The sequence below is a fragment of the Mangrovitalea sediminis genome (assembly GCF_002514725.1).
GTDB lineage: Bacteria > Pseudomonadota > Gammaproteobacteria > Pseudomonadales > Oleiphilaceae > Mangrovitalea > Mangrovitalea sediminis.
In genome coordinates this window covers 546,961-563,375 of sequence record NZ_NTLB01000003.1, presented here as the reverse complement: position 1 = coordinate 563,375, position 16,415 = coordinate 546,961, and the positions used below count along the sequence as shown (strand labels likewise).

Here is a 16,415-nt window from a genome sequence, read left to right as displayed (position 1 = left end):
TTTTGCCCCATAGGATAGAAAGGACGCATGATCGATCAGGCAAGGCTCACTCAGGACTTGGAAGCACTTTGGTTGCGCCGCCAGCAGGCTGCACTGTCCCGCTATTGCAACCGGGAGACGCTGGCCCAACTCGACCAAAAGCTCTCCCTCGCGCTGAGAACACGCCCCCAGCCGGACGCATCCTCCGATTGGCTCGCCTTGGTGCATGACCTTTGGCAGGCGCCATCCGCAGACATATTGTTCGACTACTACATGGCCAACCCCGATAAGACGCTGGACTGGCTGGCCTGGCGGCCGATCAGGTGCTGCTTCTCAACCCTGAAGCAACTCTGGCACAGCCATGAACCGGAACGACAAGCGCTGGTATTGCGGGTCCTGGCAAGACATGGCGAAGAACCCATCAACCTCGAGCTGGCTCCGCTATGCAATGACCGAATACCCCCGGCACTCTACCCCGCCGTATTGGATTACATCGTCCACCTGCGTCAAAACTGGGCACAGGACTGGCTGACATCCCGCCTCTCCACAGGCGACAGGCACGCTGCCGCGGCATGGCTCGCCCTCAACGGTCCTATCGTGGAGACATCGTCGCCCTCCACACAGGAAAGTTACACCCTGGCCCAGTCGCTGCTGGTCTCAGCCGATATTGCATGGCTTAAAAACGCACCTTATGACGCGCTGCGGGTGCTTTTTCTGAGCGGCACCGATCGTCAGCTTTCGCTCTGGATCAACCAGTTCAGCCGCAAAGACAAGGAACTGGCCATGCTGGCCATGGGGCTCTCGGGCCGGGGCCGCTATATCCATTGGCTGACAGAGGTCGCGTCAACTGAAGCCAACATGCCCTACCACGGAGATGCCTTACACCTGCTTACCGGCTGGGTGCCGGAGACGGCAAGCAACGACCTGTCGGACCAACTCGATGAATGCTCGGGTGATGCACGCTTATTGGGCGGCCAGCCTCTGATCGCCGGGCAGCTCGCCACTCCCGAAGACCTCAGCCAACACAACCGGTATCAATGGGCCTGGTATCAATACTGGCATGGGCAGACACAGCATTTCGACGATCCACGCCGCTTCACGCCCCACCTGCGGAGGACGTGCGTTTGAAGGTCGTCATCGCTGATACCGCTCTTCACACCGCTTTCGGCGGCACCGACGACAGCCTGCTTGCACTAAGCCTGGGTGAGTCGGTGCTGTCGTTACCCGGTACTCGCACGCTTCCACCTGCTTCAGATCCAGCGTATGACGAAGCGTTGTTAGAGCCCTTGCTGCAGTTGGTCACCGCTCAGAACGAAGCCGGGAAAACGCCGTTGATGCTCGGGCTGGCATCTTCTGCAGCAGATCCGGACCATCGATGTGCAAAAGCCCTATTCGACCACCTGTACCGCCAAATTCCCGAGGGCATGATCGACCCTGAAAGGTCTGCCCTTTTTCCCTTCGGTCGCGCGGCGGGCATCATGGCATTGGAAGCCGGATTCCTGCGGTGCAGACAGACCGGCGACGATGTTCTTGTCGGCGCGATGTTCGCGCCGGTGCAGGGGAAACGGAACGATTCGACCTCGAAAACCACTGCTTATAGCCAAGCTTCTGCGTTCCTGTTGCTGCGCGCTATGCAAAACCCGCCTGTCGGATCACTGGTCCTATCCGCCGCCGCGACCGAGCTGGAGGCGACGACCGATGGCAGTACCCAGCCCAGTGGGTTGGGACGCGCCCTCCATCGCATTCTCGAACAACGGCCGACAACGATCGAAACGTTGATGCCGGCCTCAGCGGGTGACCCGCGTTGGCTGAACGACTGGAGTGCTGCGCAACAACGCAACCGCGCTCACATTCGCCCGGATTTCCAACTGCTGTCGACAGGACCTCAGCTCGGCGATACCGGCGCTGTTGCCGCGCTGATCCACATTGCGCAATGCCATGCCCTCGCCCAACAGGAACAGCCTCCAGGTCCCATACTGTTGACCGCTGGCAGCGACTGGCTTTACCGCAGTGCGGCCCTGCTGGAAACCTGTGCCCCCGATGTCACACCGCTTCCATTGACGATGGCACCGTTAGCGCAAGGTACTCGCGCCCCGACACAGTCGAACAAGGATCGTACGACGTCATGAGGAAACCCTTCGCCTTCAACCTATCCCAATATCGCATCACGCTGCAGGCGGCCGATGGGAGTCAGGATGTCGACAAACGATCGATCGATTTCCTGTCTCGCGAGCTGCCCAAGGTACCGGGCCACACCTTGAACGACCTGTACCATTGGCTTAACGACGACAACAGGGCCGCAGTACAAAAACAAACCGGAATCGCCAATCCGCAGACCTTTGCCCGTCATTATCTATTGGCCCTGTTAGCCAGCAACAAGCTGTCGGTCAAACGCGAAGGGTTACCCCTCATTGCCGGGACCGTCGACGCAACTGCAACGACACAAGGGCCGGAACAAAGCCCGGTGGCACAACGGCGTCAGCGGCAGACTACGCCACCACCAGAACGTCCCTCCGCAGTTTCAAGCTCGACCGTCAGCCGCCATGAACCAGCGTCCACACCGCCAGGCAGCCAACTGCCCCACGTCGGCGACCCGATTATTCTGCTCACAGGCGAAGAGTGGCTGCATGTGACAGACGCCGAAATCCCTGGGCCCCTACCGCTAGCTTGGATTCGCCATTACCGCTCATCACATCGCGGTCAGGACCTGGGGATGGGCGCCGGTTGGTTCACCCCCTTTCATACTCGAGTTCGCGCCGAGGCTGATCACTGGGAGTGGTTTGATCCCGAGGGTCGTCAGGTTCGGTTCAGCCGCCCTCAGGTCGGCGGGCGCAGCTACCAGACAGCCGAGGGACTGTGCCTCGTGGAGCGAGAGGACCGTCTTACGATTTTCGGTCGGGATAGCCAGCACTGGGTCTTTCACGCCGCCCCCGAAGGCTGGCGTCTCGATCACAGCTCTATTCCGTCCGGCTCCGCACTGCATTGCCGGTACGATGAACAGCACCGACTCGCGGAAGTGATGAATGACCAGGGGCGAGGATTTCGCTGCGAGTATGACAGCAAGGGACTGTTGATCCGGTTGCTACGGATCTATCCAGGTACAGCGCATAGGCGCCAGGTTGCCCAATACGTCTATGACAGCCAGAGCGACCTGATTCGGGCTGACGATGCATCGGGTCGGGCCGAGACCTACCATTACAAGGCTCACCTCCTCGTACGCCGGACACTTCGCAGCGGTTTCAGCTATCACTTCGAATGGGACGCGCAAGGGCGCTGCCTGCACCATTTTGGCGATGACGGCCACTACGACTACCGATTTGAGTATGCCCCCCGAGAAACCCGCGTTATCGACGCCCTGGGTGGGACGCGATGTTATCGCTTTGACGCACGAGGCCACTGCGTGGCCTATCAGGACAGCCTCGACCATGAGATCCAACGGAAATACGATGCCGCAGGCCGCCTGATCGAAGAATGTCATCCGTCCGGCGCAAAGGCTCGATGGTCATACGACGCCAAAGGCCGCCTGATACAACGCCAGCACATTGACGGCAGTATCGAACGCTTCACCTACAACGATCTCAACCATCCTCTGCAGCATCTCGACGGCGCAGGGCAGTTGTGGCAAAGAACCTACGACCCGCTAGGCCGATTGCGGACTCTTACGCAGCCGGAAGGCGATACCTGGACATATCACTACAATGAACAAGGCCAGCTACAGGCCGTCGCCGGGCCGGACGGCGATGAATATCGCTATGCCTACAACGCCTACGGCGACCTTATTGCCGAACGTTCACCCGGGGGTGCGCTCACAGAGTGGCTGTATGATGCCGAAGGGCATATAACCGCCAAACTCGATGCCGAAGGCCACCTCACCCGTTTCCAATACAACACGGCGGGGCAGTTAATCACGCTTGCCACTGCCCTTGTCAGCGATCAGTTGAAAACCGCCTGGGCGGAACTTGCACATCTGCCCGGCGCACGCCTTGAACATTTCACCTACGACGCCGCAGGACGCCTCACCCACTATACGGATGCGGCGGGTCGTACGACGCAATACCGCTATGGTGGCCTATCCCAACCGGTCGAACGCATCGATGCCGCCGGTCAACGCTTACAATTCGAATACGACCACGAACGCCGCCTGACCGCGCTCATCGATTCGCGAGGAAAGAAGGCTACATGGGATTACGATGGCAACGGCAATGTCATTGCACACCGGGATTTTACGGCGCGCACCCAGCGCTTCAGTTACAACGATGATGGCCACTTGATTGCACGCCAAGAGCGCCATCATCGTCATACATTCGAGCGGGACAGCGCAGGACGCCTGGTTCAACGCACCAGCGTCGATACCCGCACCGGTGATAGCCGCAGCGTGCGCTACCGGTACGACGGTCTCGGACGCCTGATCGAGGCCATATCACCGGGCCACACCCTGCGATTCCGCTACAACAGTCACAATCAACTCCTCGAAGAGTGGCAAAACGGGCGGACGATTTGTCACCGCTACGATGTCCGGGGACGTCGTATTCAATCCTCGGACGGCCAGTTGCAGATCGAGTATCAGTACGGCGCTGTGGGCCATTTGGACAGCGTTCGAGTCAACGGTGTGGAAAGGGCCCGGTTCACCCATGATGCCCTCGGTCGAGAAATGTCCCGGCAGTATGCCAACGGTCACCAGATAGAATCCCGCTATGACCAACAGGGTCTGCTGGCGCAGCGCCTTTGGCGCAATACCTCAGGTAGCGATTCAAGCGATGATTACCGCTACGATCAGGGCGGTCGCCTTGTGGGAATTTCCAGTCCCAGCCAGGGAAGCCGTCACTTCGACTACGACCCGGTCGGCCGACTCAAAGCCGCCGTCGGCGACTGGCAGGAAAACATCGAACGGGCGACGGATGGTACTGTCACTCACATGCAGGTCAGTCGCGCCGGCCAACCGTTTGAGATGGCGAAACTACTGTCACAGGGGTACGGCGCTCAGACGCTGGCAATCGGCACAGGCAAAGCCTCCCCGCCAGCGGATACCGACGGCCCCAAAGAGCATTACAACGATAGTGGGTGCCTTGAACGGCTAAAGACCAGTGAAACATCTCTTCGCCTCCGTTACCAAGCGGATCATCAACTGGCTCAGGCTGAAGGCCATAATGGCACAGTACATTATGACTACGATGCGCTCGGTCGCCGCTGGCGCAAACAATCGCCCCGAGGAACCGTTGAATTCGTCTGGTGTGGCGACGTGCTTTGGCAGGAGATCCACACAGATCGGCAAACGCACTATGTGTTTGAACCCGGCAGTTTCCGGCCACTGCTCAAGATCGATGCAAAACGTTGCTGCTACTACCACAACGACCACCTTGGCACGCCGCAACGCCTGACCGACGACCATGGCAATATCGTCTGGAGTGGTGAGTACCTGGCCTATGGCGGCCTTGTTCTAGAAACCCCCAACGGCACCGACAACCCCATACGCTTTCCGGGGCAATATCATGACCCGGAAACTGGTTTGTACTACAACCGGCATCGCTACTACTCACCCCTGCTGGGCCACTATATCCAGCCGGATCCTTTGGGGTTAAAGGGCGGTCTCAACCTATACCAATATAGCTGGAATCCCATTCAACACAGTGACCCGCTAGGACTGTGTAACGAAGGGCCAGCGGTCGTGACCTCAGCAACCGGAGCGATGATTGCTCATGAGGAGGATATTACCGGATCACTACCCGCGCTTGGTGAGCATGTTGAGTTATCTTCATTAACACCCTCGCCATTCTCCCTGAACACGCCTGCGCCAGAGGTACCCTATGTGGGCAACGCATCTGATGGAGCGAAGCTCAACCAACGCCGGCATAACACATCACGATTCCCGCTACTCTTCGATAATTCCCATGGTATTAAGACATGGGAATCCCAAGCAGGACTCAAATATGGCCCGGACCCCGCTCCAAACTTCAGCAATCGAGTTCAGCATGTTCTCAACCACGCGGAAGATCTGCCGAATAGACCTGGAAAGCATGGCGTTTTCAACAGTCGCAAGGAAGCTCTAACGCTCACAGATGAAGCCTGGAGCAAAGTTTTGAAAGGCGGAGCAGGTATCGTACATACTGTCTACCCAGCCAGAGGGAAAGTGATGGCGAGAGATGTTTATATTGTTCCGATGAACAAACGAACAGGCTTTATCGGAGGACAGTGGGGTAACGCTAATGGCTACCCCGAAGCCAGCCACATAAAACTTGTGATCGAAGAAAAAAGCAAAATAGTCAGCTCATTCCCTGTAATCCCTTAGGACACTTTATGTATTACTTAGAGAAAAACTGTCCTGTATGCCAAGAAGGCATATTAGGACTCTTAACATGCAGCGACGGGGAAAAAGTCGTGATCATGTGCGACGAGTGTGACTCTGTGTGGCTATCGCCGGAAGAAGTTGCAATCCAAGAGCCTATCTACCCAACCCCGCCTGACTTTTTTCTTCCGAACTCGAAAATCTCTGTGAGTGGGGGACATTCTGGTTGGGCACAGCGTGATGCTATTAGAGAAGCCGGCATGGAAAACTATATCTCTGAAGAACGAAAATATACTCCTTAGGAATATAGAATGAAGCGCTCCAAAGGAAAAAATCTCCTATGTAGAATGAGCGCACTGTAGACATATAGCCCTCCCGAAAGCCGCAATATCAGCGGAATCATCATGACAAACAATTTCGCCTGCGAAGAGATACTGCACTCTCGCAGGGATTCCCGCTAAGATATAAGAGCCCTCGGATGCAGATAAACTTCTTTTGGCAAAAGGACGATGACAACTTTATTCCATCATGCACCTCCGACACATCCAACCCTGATGGAATAAACTTTATAACATCTGCTCCGTCAGAAAAATCCATTAAAACGATCTCCATATAGAATCAATTCTCAAGTCACTTGCAACAAAGTATCTCACTTAATTAAAACGGCGCACTCAAGGCGCAATGCCCTTCGGTTATTGCGCCCTACATTAAGACCGATGACGATTCTTTTCCCGAAATTCGCAAACTGTTGGTGGGCTTCAGCCTGATGTCTCAGGCCCGGATATTCCTGCAATATCCTTCGACCGCTCGGCCGCAAAGCTGTCCACCACATGGCCCGCCAGCGCCGTCGCTGCCGCCCCCAGGTCGGGGCGGCGCCGGAGAAGAATGGTGTAGTCCGCCAGCTTGGGAAAGCCGTTCTGTGGCCCCAGCCGGGTCAGCGGCGGAGCAACTCGGCTGACGGGCAATGGAGCAACGGCCAGATCAGCGACAATCGCTGCAACCTGCCCCTGGCTATGCTCGCTGTTATAGGCAATGCGATAGCGCTTGCCGACCGCATCCAGAGCGCGGGTTGCGACGGCTCGCCATGCACAGCCGAGGCTTGAAAGCGCCAGAGGCACCGGATCGCGTTCGTGCGCCTGCCCACCTTGACGGCCGACCCACACCAGGGGCTCGGAATAGACCGGCTCAGTGAAATCGGTATGCGGGATATCCTGATCCGCGGTCATCAGGATCAGGTCGACCTTGCCTTGGTCCTGACGCTTGATCAACTGCCGGCTCGGCGCAAGGTCGACGTCCACTTCCACCTGGGGATGTGTGCTGGCGAAGCGGCTCAAAATCTGGGGCAGAAAGCGGGTACCGAAGTCGTCAGGCGCCCCAAAACGGACGCGCCCTTCTACCGGAGGGGCGAGAAACCGGGCGACGGTTTCCTCATTCAGCTTGATCAGTCGCCGCGCATAGCCGACCAGCATTTCGCCGTCAGCCGTCAACTCGACGTTCCGCCCCTCGCGCCGAAACAGCGCCCTGTCCAACAAGGTTTCCAGCCGCTTGATCTGCATGCTCACTGCAGAGGGCGTCCGGAATACCAGCGTGGCCGTTCGGCTGAAACTGCCGGTCTCGGCAATGGTGAGAAAGGTCTTCAGCAAGTCTGTTTCCAACAGGGCCTGAGATCTGAGCGACTCATCCTTCATGCCCTTCATGACAACCCCTCCCGGAGACAAGCCAGATTTCAATATTATTGAACTCAAGATGCACTTTATTTCGTTTGATTGATCAATCTATCAGTTTCATCCTGAGGCTTCAAAGGGGCACTGGCTCAGTGCCGGAGACTTGGGAGGCCAAAATCATGCGAACACGGACCATCAGCGCCACACCACCATGTTCAGGCATAGCGAAATTCCTGGCTGCGGTGAAACAGGGATTCGGAAGGGTGCAGGTACGGCGGAGACAGCAGGCGACATTAGCGCAGCTCGAACGCCTGGATAATCACCTGCGGTCTGACCTTGGTCTGAACCGAAGGCCGTTGATGGCCACAGGACCTGACTCGGGCCAGCGGCGCTTTAACCCGCGTTAATCCTCGGAGACCTGCGCCCTGTAGCCGATACGGAATCCCCCCCAGTGGCGTCCGTTGACATAGATCGGCACCGACAGGTCATGGAGGATTTCGCCGGTATCCCGTTTATAGGTCTGTAGCAGGAAAGCCTGTGTATGGCTGCCACAACGGGACCCGGTACGGTCATTGAAAATGCGCTTGGTGCGGTTACCGACCAGGTCGGTCTCGTAAACGCCGGTGAGCGGCTTGCTGTAGCGTTTGTTGTGCGTGGGAAAATAGCCTTTGACGTCAACCGCACCGGCATAGAGGATCGCCGAATTGCTGTCGAGGATGGGTTCCTGAATGGCCGGCAGTGCCTGATCGGTAAAATCGTCGTAGCGGGTTTTGAATTTGACGGGATTGGTATTGGGCAACGGCTTGTATTGCGTGTCGAAGACATCCGCTTCGCTCAGGCGGCCGGAAGCAATCGCCTGCTCGAATTGCGCACCGACGGCGGCCGCAGCCCGGACCGCAGCGGCGCGAACCTGTTGATGGTGCTCCGCCAGTTTTACCTTCGCCAGCTCAAGGCTCATATTCTCGGCGATTTCCGACAGGTGCAACGCGCGCCCGGAGGTACTTTCCGATTCCGCCTCCGTCTGATGCAGTCGCGCATTCAGGCTGGAAACCGCGTCGTTGATTCTGTCCGATGCCGCCAACTGCTGGGTCATGCTGGCGGCAATGCTTTGAATCCCCTGATCGGAGGCCTGCGCCTGCTCGGCAATGGCCCGTAGCATGTCGGCGACGGTTGCCGAGACATCGACCGTCTCGTTGACCCGCGAGCGTAATTCCCCCATCACACTGGATGACAGTTGGCTTTCCTGCTCGATCGTTTGCAACACACCCGCAATTTCGTCCGTCGCCTGGCTTGTTTTCTTGGCCAGTTCCCTCACTTCATCGGCTACGACCGCGAATCCACGTCCATGCTCCCCAGCCCGCGCCGCTTCGATAGCGGCATTGAGCGCCAGAAGATTGGTTTGGTCCGCCACTTCGTTGATGACGGTAGTTATGCCTTGAATACGGGTGGAAGCCTCCTCCAGGCGGGACATCGACGCGCTGGTGTTCTCGACCTGATCCGCCACTTTGCGGATCTTGTCGATGGCACTCTGGATAATGTCCAACCCCTCCCTGGCGGCGCTACTGGTGTCATTGGCCACCTTGGCAGCCTCGCCCGCTGACCGGGTAATCATCTCGGTGCCGTCCCGAATCTCCGAGACCGCACCGCTCACCGCTTCATTACCCGCTCGGTCGTTGGTTATGTCGGCGCGCAACTTATCCAGAAAGAATGAGACCTCGGCGGCACCGATAGCCAAACGATCGCAAAAGGTTGCCAGAGTATCGTTGCGCTCCAATGTCTGGAGACCGTAGTCACCCAAGGCTTTCAAGACGAGAGGGGCGGGCTCGTGGGTTGTCGCCTTGAGCACTGACTCATCGCCGCCGACGAGGGCATCCACAGTGTCATCGAGCCGCGCCAGCGGGTGTTGATAGCGGATTCCACTCCAGGCGGCAACGATGATCGCAGGTATCAAAGCGGTCGAAAACAGCCACCAAACAGAGCCCTCATTCCCTTCGGCAAAAGCAACGAAAAGGGTGACGATGATTGCCGAGCCTAAAGCCAGCAACCATGTCGCATAACCACGCTTTGCCGGTGCCACTGCCATGAAAAAGCCCTCACTACGGATCCAACTACGGAAATTTTAGTTGATTCCTGCATCTGTGCCCGATAATTGGGCAAAAACACCCTGAATGGACCATGACGACGGTCAAGAAAAGCGGCTGGCTGAGGGGATATCGCGTTGAGGGCCTGAGTGCGGAATCGTGCGATGCCCAGCGGCCCCCTGATCCGGGAAGTGAAAGAAACCCGTTACGATCTTACGGCGGCAATGGTGTTACCGGCTGGAGAGTTGTCGAATTGTGCCCGCCAGCGCTTCAACTGCGACTCGACACCAGGCTCGCGGTAAATCTGCGGATGTGAATGATGTGTGGCCTTATCCTTGTTCTCCCACTTCAGTACAAGGCTGCTCGCCATATTGAAAGCATCGACGAAGGAGTGGGTCTTGGGCACACTTTCCTTGAAGAAAGCCCTGCCAAAGTAGGTGAACTGGTTTTCGTCCGCACAACCAAACGACGTACGGTCAAAACGCGCCGCCGTAATAATCAGCGTATGACCGTCCTTGAGATCATTGATAAAACCTCCGGAATAGCAGGCAGAAATAACCACCACTTTATACCGGAAAGGTGACGCCTTCAGCATCTTGCCCAGCGTCTCAGCCTTGAGATTGGCGAGATCGATGCCGTACTCGCGCAGGGAGAGTTCATGGTCACGGCCGCCGTGACTGGTGAGGAACAGGAACAGGATGTCCCGCTTGGGGTCCATCTGACGAGCCGTCGCCGCCAGTGTGCGACGCAGGCTTTCCACCGTCGCCATCGGCAGGCGTGTGGCACTGGTTCGGCTGTTGGCCAACACCACGGAATGGCCTTCGGTACTGAAACGATCGGCAAATTCCCGGTCGACATACTCGGCCTCACGGCGGAACACTTCCTCGGACCCATCGCCCGCCACAGAAACCAGATAAAGATTGATCGCATGGGGTGTCGCGGGTTTGAGATTTGCCAAGGCGCGGCTGAGCAGGCGCTGCTGACTGTAAAGTGCCTGAGCGGCGACTTTCACCGACTCGTCCCACCAGGTATGTCCCTCCAGCTCACCATCAATCCATTTCCCGGTTTCCACCTTCGGCTTGCCACCCGGCGCCGCCGAGGCTTCGGTCAGTATCCCCCAGCCGTTGTATTCACCGTGCTTGAACTGCCCGATGTAGACATCGCCATCCGGCGTTGTCAGGTGCCCCAAGCCACTGTAACGCCAGTGTTCGAAGCTACCTTCGTAGTGCTCCCCATCGGTTCCGTCATACCGGCCAATCCCTGTCATTTCGCCGTCTTTGAAGGACCCGCTGAAGACATCGCCCTTGGCGGTCGTATAGGTGCCCTGGCCGTCAAAATACAGTTTCTTGAAGCCGCCTTCGTAATGATCGCCCTGGCCGTCACGCCAACGCCCTTTGACGAGAGAGCCCTCAGCGAAAGTGCCGCTGAACGTCTCGCCGCTGTCATTGGTATAGGTACCCTCGCCATCGAAGCGCCAGTGCTTAAAGCCGCCTTGATAGTGGCGATGCCCGGCCCCAATCCATACGCCCTTGACGATATCGCCTTTTGCGAAGGTCCCTTTGAACAGGGCGCCGCCGGGCTCCCGTAGCTCACCTTGCCCACTGAAGAGACCCGCCTTCATTCCACCGGTGTAGACATTGCCGTTGAACCGGGTCAGACGCCCCTGCCCATCCGGCTCGCCCAGTTTGAAATCGCCTTGATAGGTGCTGCCGCTGATCCAGGTCAACCGCCCCTTACCGTCCGGATAACCGTTGCTGAAATGACCTTCGTAGTGCGAACCATTGGCATAGGCCAGCGTCCCCTGGCCATTGGGCAGCCCATCGGCCATTTCGCCCTCATAGCGGTCACCGTCGCCGCGCACCCAGACGCCCTTACCCGACATCAGCCCGGCATGGAATCCGCCCTGATAACGGTCACCATTAGGCCAGACGAGCGTTCCCTTCCCCTCGAGCACGCCATCTTTCAACGCGCCATAGTATTTGGCGCCGCTCGGGAGGATTGCGTCAGGCCGAGCCGGCCCCGCAGCGAAGGCGTCGACGCTGAAAGCAACTGACAGAAGCAGCAGGAGCAGTGGGCAAACCAACCGGAGCATGAAACAGTCCCTCGAGAATTCGGCGAATCGTCCTGTTTTGGAGCCAATGTGTGGAGCGAACACAAGACCAGAGATAACCATAGCCGCCGAACGAATGTCCTGCGTACCGATTTTTTGTTGTCATCCGGTTACCGCCGCGATCGCCCCGGATTGACCGGCAGCGACAGCGACTCTTTCACCTCTTCCATGACGATATAACTCTTCGAATTCTTTACCCCCGGCAGGGTCAGCAGCATTTCCCCGAGCAGTTCCCGGTATTCGGACATATCCGCAATCCTGGCCTTCAACAGGTAATCGGCGTCACCGGAAACCAGATGACACTCCAACACATAGGGCAAGTCCGCCACCGCCTCGTTGAAGCGTTCGAAGGCATCGGGTGACTGGTAGGACAGCGCAATTTCCACAAAGACAAGCATGCTGTAGCCCAGGTGCGATGGACTCAGACGGGCGTAATACCCTTCGATGACACCCTGCTTTTCAAGCCGCTTGACGCGTTCCATACAGGGCGTTGTCGATAGGCCGACCTGGTCGGCCAGATCCGTGTAGGAAATACGACCGTTACGCTGCAGGACGCGCAGGATATTGAGGTCGATCCTGTCCAGCGTCCGGGGTTTCTCACCTGAAGATTTCGCGACCATAACTTTATCTGCCAATGAGTCAATTGACAGAAATTTATCCTGATTTTTCAAAAACAACAAAAAAATAAAACGCAATAGCCATCATATACTGGCGAATATCGCGGCATTACGCGCATCCAACCGGACAGGTGAGTTTATGCGGATTCTTATTCTGGGAAGTGGGGTCATCGGGGTCACCAGTGCCTGGTATCTCGCCAAGGCAGGGCACGAAGTTACGGTCATCGACCGCCAACCTGCGCCGGCCCTGGAGACCAGTTTTGCCAACGCCGGCCAGATATCCCCGGGCTACTCCGCCCCGTGGGCGGCACCGGGCATTCCACTGAAAGCGATCAAGTGGATGATGCAGGATCTCGCGCCGTTAAGAATCCGCTTTCAGCCGGACCCGGCCTTGATTGGATGGATGGCGCAGATGCTGCGCAACTGCTCCCAGGCTGCCTATCAGGTAAACAAAGCGCGCATGCTGCGCATTGCCGAATACAGCCGCGATTGTTTCCGTGAGCTGCGCCGCGAAACAGGGATTCGTTACGACGACGGCGCCGGCGGGCTGATCCAGCTGTTCCGCAGTCAGAAACAGGTCGACGGCGCGGCAGCCGACATTGCCATACTCCAAGAGTGTGGCGTGGCCTACGAGGAACTCAGCCGCGCCGACTGCGTTCGTTATGAACCCGCGCTGGCCCACGTTCAGGGAAAAATCCTCGGCGGCCTGCGTCTGCCCAATGACGAGACCGGCGACTGCTTCAAGTTCACCCAGGCACTGGCAACCGCCTGCGAAGAACTCGGCGTACAGTTCCGTTTCAATACCGACATCAAGGATATTGCGGTTGAAAATGGCGATATCCAGGGCGTCCAGACCGATGCCGGCCTTTTCAAGGCCGACCGCTATCTGGTCGCCATGGGCAGCTACAGCCCCCTGCTACTGTCACGCATCGGCATCCGCATCCCGGTCTACCCGGTAAAGGGCTATTCGCTGACCCTGGATATCACCGACGAATCCCGCGCCCCGGTGTCCACCGTGATGGATGAAACCTACAAGGTTGCCGTCAGCCGGCTGAACAACCGCATCCGCGTCGGCGGCACCGCCGAGCTGACCGGCTACGACCTGAGCACCCCCGAAAGCCGCAAGGCCAACGTGCGCTTTGTGGTCGAAGACCTGTTCGGCGGTGGAGGCGATCTGGAGAACGCCGAATTCTGGACCGGGCTGCGCCCGATGACGCCTGACGGCACACCGATCCTCGGCGGTACCAAGTACCCGAGTCTCTACCTGAACACCGGTCATGGCACCCTGGGCTGGACCATGTCCCTTGGCTCCGGCCGCTTTATCGCCGACGTCATCAGCAGCCGTCAGCCGGATATCGATCCAGCCGGGCTGGATATCAGTCGCTACCCGCGGGCCTATGCCTGAAACATTGAGGTTATGGGTATGCCTTACCGGTAAGCCCACATCGATAACGAGGACTTCGTATGACCAACAAAAGCATCATCAGTACCGACAAGGCCCCTGCCGCTATCGGCCCTTACTCCCAGGCCGTTCGCGCTGGCGACACCGTTTACCTGTCCGGCCAGATCCCGCTCGACCCGCAAACGATGGAGGTCGTAAATTACGCCTTCGAAGCCCAGGCGGTGCGCGTCTTCGATAACCTCACCGCAGTGGCCGAAGCGGCCGGCGGCTCCCTGGCGGATATCGTCAAACTGACGGTGTTGCTGACGGACCTCGACAACTTCGCCACCGTCAACGAGATCATGACCCGCTACTTCAAGGCCCCCTACCCGGCACGCGCCGCCTACGCCGTTAAGGCGCTGCCCAAGGGCGTCGATATCGAAGTGGAAGCCATCATGGTGACCTGAGAACGGCCTGCGAATAATCCGATAGCAACCTGAGAAGTGAACGACTGAACGGGAGAGAGCCATGAGCCGGGCCGCCAGCGCTGATATCGACCTGAACGCCATCCTCCACAACTACCGGCTGGCGAAGCGCCTCGCTCCGGCATCCTGCGCGGTGGCCGTCATCAAGGCCGATGCCTACGGTCATGGCGCCGTAGCCGTTGCCCGGGCACTCCACGGGGACGCCGACGCCTTTGCCGTTGCCTGTATCGAGGAAGCTCTCGAACTGCGCGAGGCCGGCATCACGCTTCCGATTCTGCTGCTTGAGGGGTTTTTCGAGGAAGACGAGCTGGAAACCATCGCCCGCGAACAGCTGTGGTGCACGATCCATAGCCCTCATCAAATCGAGGCGTTGAAGCGGACGCGACTGCCGCAACCAATTCATGTCTGGTTGAAGCTGGACTCCGGCATGCACCGGGTCGGCATCAGCCCGCCGGACTACCAGACCACCTACAACACACTGCGAGGGCTGCAGAATGTCGGCGATGTCGTCCTGATGACCCACCTGGCCTGCGCCGATGAACTCAACAGCCCCAACACCGACGCACAAATCGCCTGTTTCGATGCGGCAAGTGCCGGTCTCGAAGCACCCGCCAGCCTCGCCAATTCAGCGGCGACACTTGCCTGGCCCCAAGCCCACCGGAACTGGCTAAGACCCGGCATGATGCTCTACGGCGCCAGTCCTTTTACGCACCCGCAGGACCATGCCGATCATTTGCAACCGGCCATGACGCTCCACTCCCGCATCATCGCCATCCGCGATCTGCAAGCGGGCGACAGCATCGGCTACGGCGCAGACTACGTGTGCAAACATCCCAGCCGCGTGGCCACCGTTGCCATGGGTTACGGCGATGGCTACCCGCGCCAGGCGAAGAGCGGCACGCCCGTCATGGTAAAGGGGCGACGCACCGGTTTGGTCGGGCGTGTCTCCATGGATATGCTGAGCATCGATGTGACGGAACTGCCCGACGCACAGGTCGGCGATACGGTGGAATTCTGGGGGAAAAATTTGTCACTCAATGAAGTGGCCGACTATTGCAACACCATCCCCTATACCCTGGTCACGGGGATCAGCCGCAGAGTTCCCCGGCGTTACCGAGCTTCGGCATCCGCTCGCCCGGGGAAGGTCCCGGCCGATCCCGCAGGAGTCTCCACGGGGCTCGATCCCGAGTCACGAATCCCATCAATACCACTTGCCTAAACCCGACCGTTGTTGGAGACTTCGCCAGCATCAGCTTATCTCGGACGACGCGAACCTCATGACAATCGAATCCGCCAATACTATCGAATCCGGCAAGGTCGTCACCTTGCACTACAAACTCTATGACGCCGACAGCAATGACTTGGTCGAATCCTCTTACGAGGACGAGGCACTGACGTACCTGCACGGCTACAGCAACATCATCGCCGGCCTTGAAAATGCCGTGGCAGGCAAAAGCAAGGGCGACACTGTCACCGTTACCCTGCCGCCGGACCAGGCCTACGGTGAGCGCAGGGAAGATGCCACCCAGCGCATGCCGATCAAGTACTTCAAGCACGCCGGCAAACTGAAGCCCGGCATGCAGGTACCGCTGCAAACGAAGGAAGGCGATCACATCGTTACTATCGTCAAAGTCGGCCTGAAGACCGTCGATGTCGATATCAACCATCCCCTGGCAGGCAAAACCCTGCGTTTCGAGCTGGAAGTGGTGGATCTGCGCGACGCCAGCGATGAAGAAAAAGCCCACCGGCATGTGCATGGTCCGGGTGGACATCACCACTAAAGCGGACCAGGACAACAGTCCTGATGGCCGTCGC

General features: G+C 58.2%; 11 protein-coding genes. 7 read left to right on the top strand and 4 right to left on the bottom strand.

Features of this window, described 5'->3' with window-relative positions; all coding sequences use genetic code 11:
* Positions 1–27 precede the first annotated feature (27 nt).
* Genes CLR77_RS09495 through CLR77_RS09490 form a run of 3 tightly spaced genes read left to right on the top strand, consistent with a single transcriptional unit; the run spans position 28 to position 6,265 of the window.
* Positions 28–1,107 (top strand): hypothetical protein, encoded by a 1,080-nt coding sequence (locus tag CLR77_RS09495; protein WP_097460377.1) that lies wholly within the window; start codon positions 28–30, stop codon positions 1,105–1,107.
* A complete protein-coding gene (locus tag CLR77_RS20120; protein WP_158227157.1) occupies positions 1,104–2,108 on the top strand; it encodes a hypothetical protein in 1,005 nt (334 codons plus the stop codon). The genes CLR77_RS09495 and CLR77_RS20120 overlap by 4 nt, the downstream gene beginning before the upstream one ends.
* On the top strand, positions 2,105–6,265 hold the full coding sequence (locus CLR77_RS09490; RefSeq protein ID WP_158227156.1) for an RHS repeat-associated core domain-containing protein: 4,161 nt from the start codon (positions 2,105–2,107) through the stop codon (positions 6,263–6,265). The genes CLR77_RS20120 and CLR77_RS09490 overlap by 4 nt, the downstream gene beginning before the upstream one ends.
* A 755-nt stretch (positions 6,266–7,020) precedes the next feature.
* Here CLR77_RS09490 and CLR77_RS09485 read toward each other — a convergent pair.
* From CLR77_RS09485 to CLR77_RS09470, 4 genes are all read right to left on the bottom strand, one after another.
* A complete protein-coding gene (locus tag CLR77_RS09485; protein ID WP_227519864.1) occupies positions 7,021–7,959 on the bottom strand; it encodes a LysR substrate-binding domain-containing protein in 939 nt (312 codons plus the stop codon).
* Between the two features lie 370 nt (positions 7,960–8,329).
* Positions 8,330–10,009 carry a methyl-accepting chemotaxis protein gene (locus CLR77_RS09480; protein WP_097460375.1) on the bottom strand — a complete coding sequence of 560 codons (1,680 nt, stop codon included), beginning with the start codon at positions 10,007–10,009 and terminating at the stop codon, positions 8,330–8,332.
* A gap of 203 nt (positions 10,010–10,212) precedes the next feature.
* Positions 10,213–12,099 (bottom strand): C13 family peptidase, encoded by a 1,887-nt coding sequence (locus CLR77_RS09475; protein ID WP_158227155.1) that lies wholly within the window; start codon positions 12,097–12,099, stop codon positions 10,213–10,215.
* Positions 12,100–12,227: 128 nt separating this feature from the next.
* Complete coding sequence (locus tag CLR77_RS09470) at positions 12,228–12,737, bottom strand: Lrp/AsnC ligand binding domain-containing protein (RefSeq protein ID WP_097460498.1); 510 nt, start codon at positions 12,735–12,737, stop codon at positions 12,228–12,230.
* 97 nt (positions 12,738–12,834) lie between these two features.
* On the opposite strand from CLR77_RS09470, the gene CLR77_RS09465 reads away from it, so the two are divergent.
* The 4 genes from CLR77_RS09465 to CLR77_RS09450 all read left to right on the top strand — a co-directional run bounded on the left by CLR77_RS09465 (position 12,835) and on the right by CLR77_RS09450 (position 16,381).
* Positions 12,835–14,139, top strand: a complete 1,305-nt coding sequence (locus CLR77_RS09465) for a D-amino acid dehydrogenase (RefSeq protein WP_406564950.1) — start codon at positions 12,835–12,837, stop codon at positions 14,137–14,139.
* A gap of 59 nt (positions 14,140–14,198) precedes the next feature.
* Positions 14,199–14,582: a RidA family protein gene (locus CLR77_RS09460; RefSeq protein ID WP_097460372.1), complete on the top strand. Its 384-nt coding sequence runs from the start codon at positions 14,199–14,201 to the stop codon at positions 14,580–14,582.
* A gap of 61 nt (positions 14,583–14,643) precedes the next feature.
* Positions 14,644–15,819: an alanine racemase gene (gene alr, locus CLR77_RS09455; RefSeq protein WP_097460371.1), complete on the top strand. Its 1,176-nt coding sequence runs from the start codon at positions 14,644–14,646 to the stop codon at positions 15,817–15,819.
* A 58-nt stretch (positions 15,820–15,877) separates the two neighbouring features.
* Positions 15,878–16,381 carry an FKBP-type peptidyl-prolyl cis-trans isomerase gene (locus tag CLR77_RS09450; RefSeq protein WP_097460370.1) on the top strand — a complete coding sequence of 168 codons (504 nt, stop codon included), beginning with the start codon at positions 15,878–15,880 and terminating at the stop codon, positions 16,379–16,381.
* The last annotated feature ends 34 nt before the right edge of the window (positions 16,382–16,415 follow it).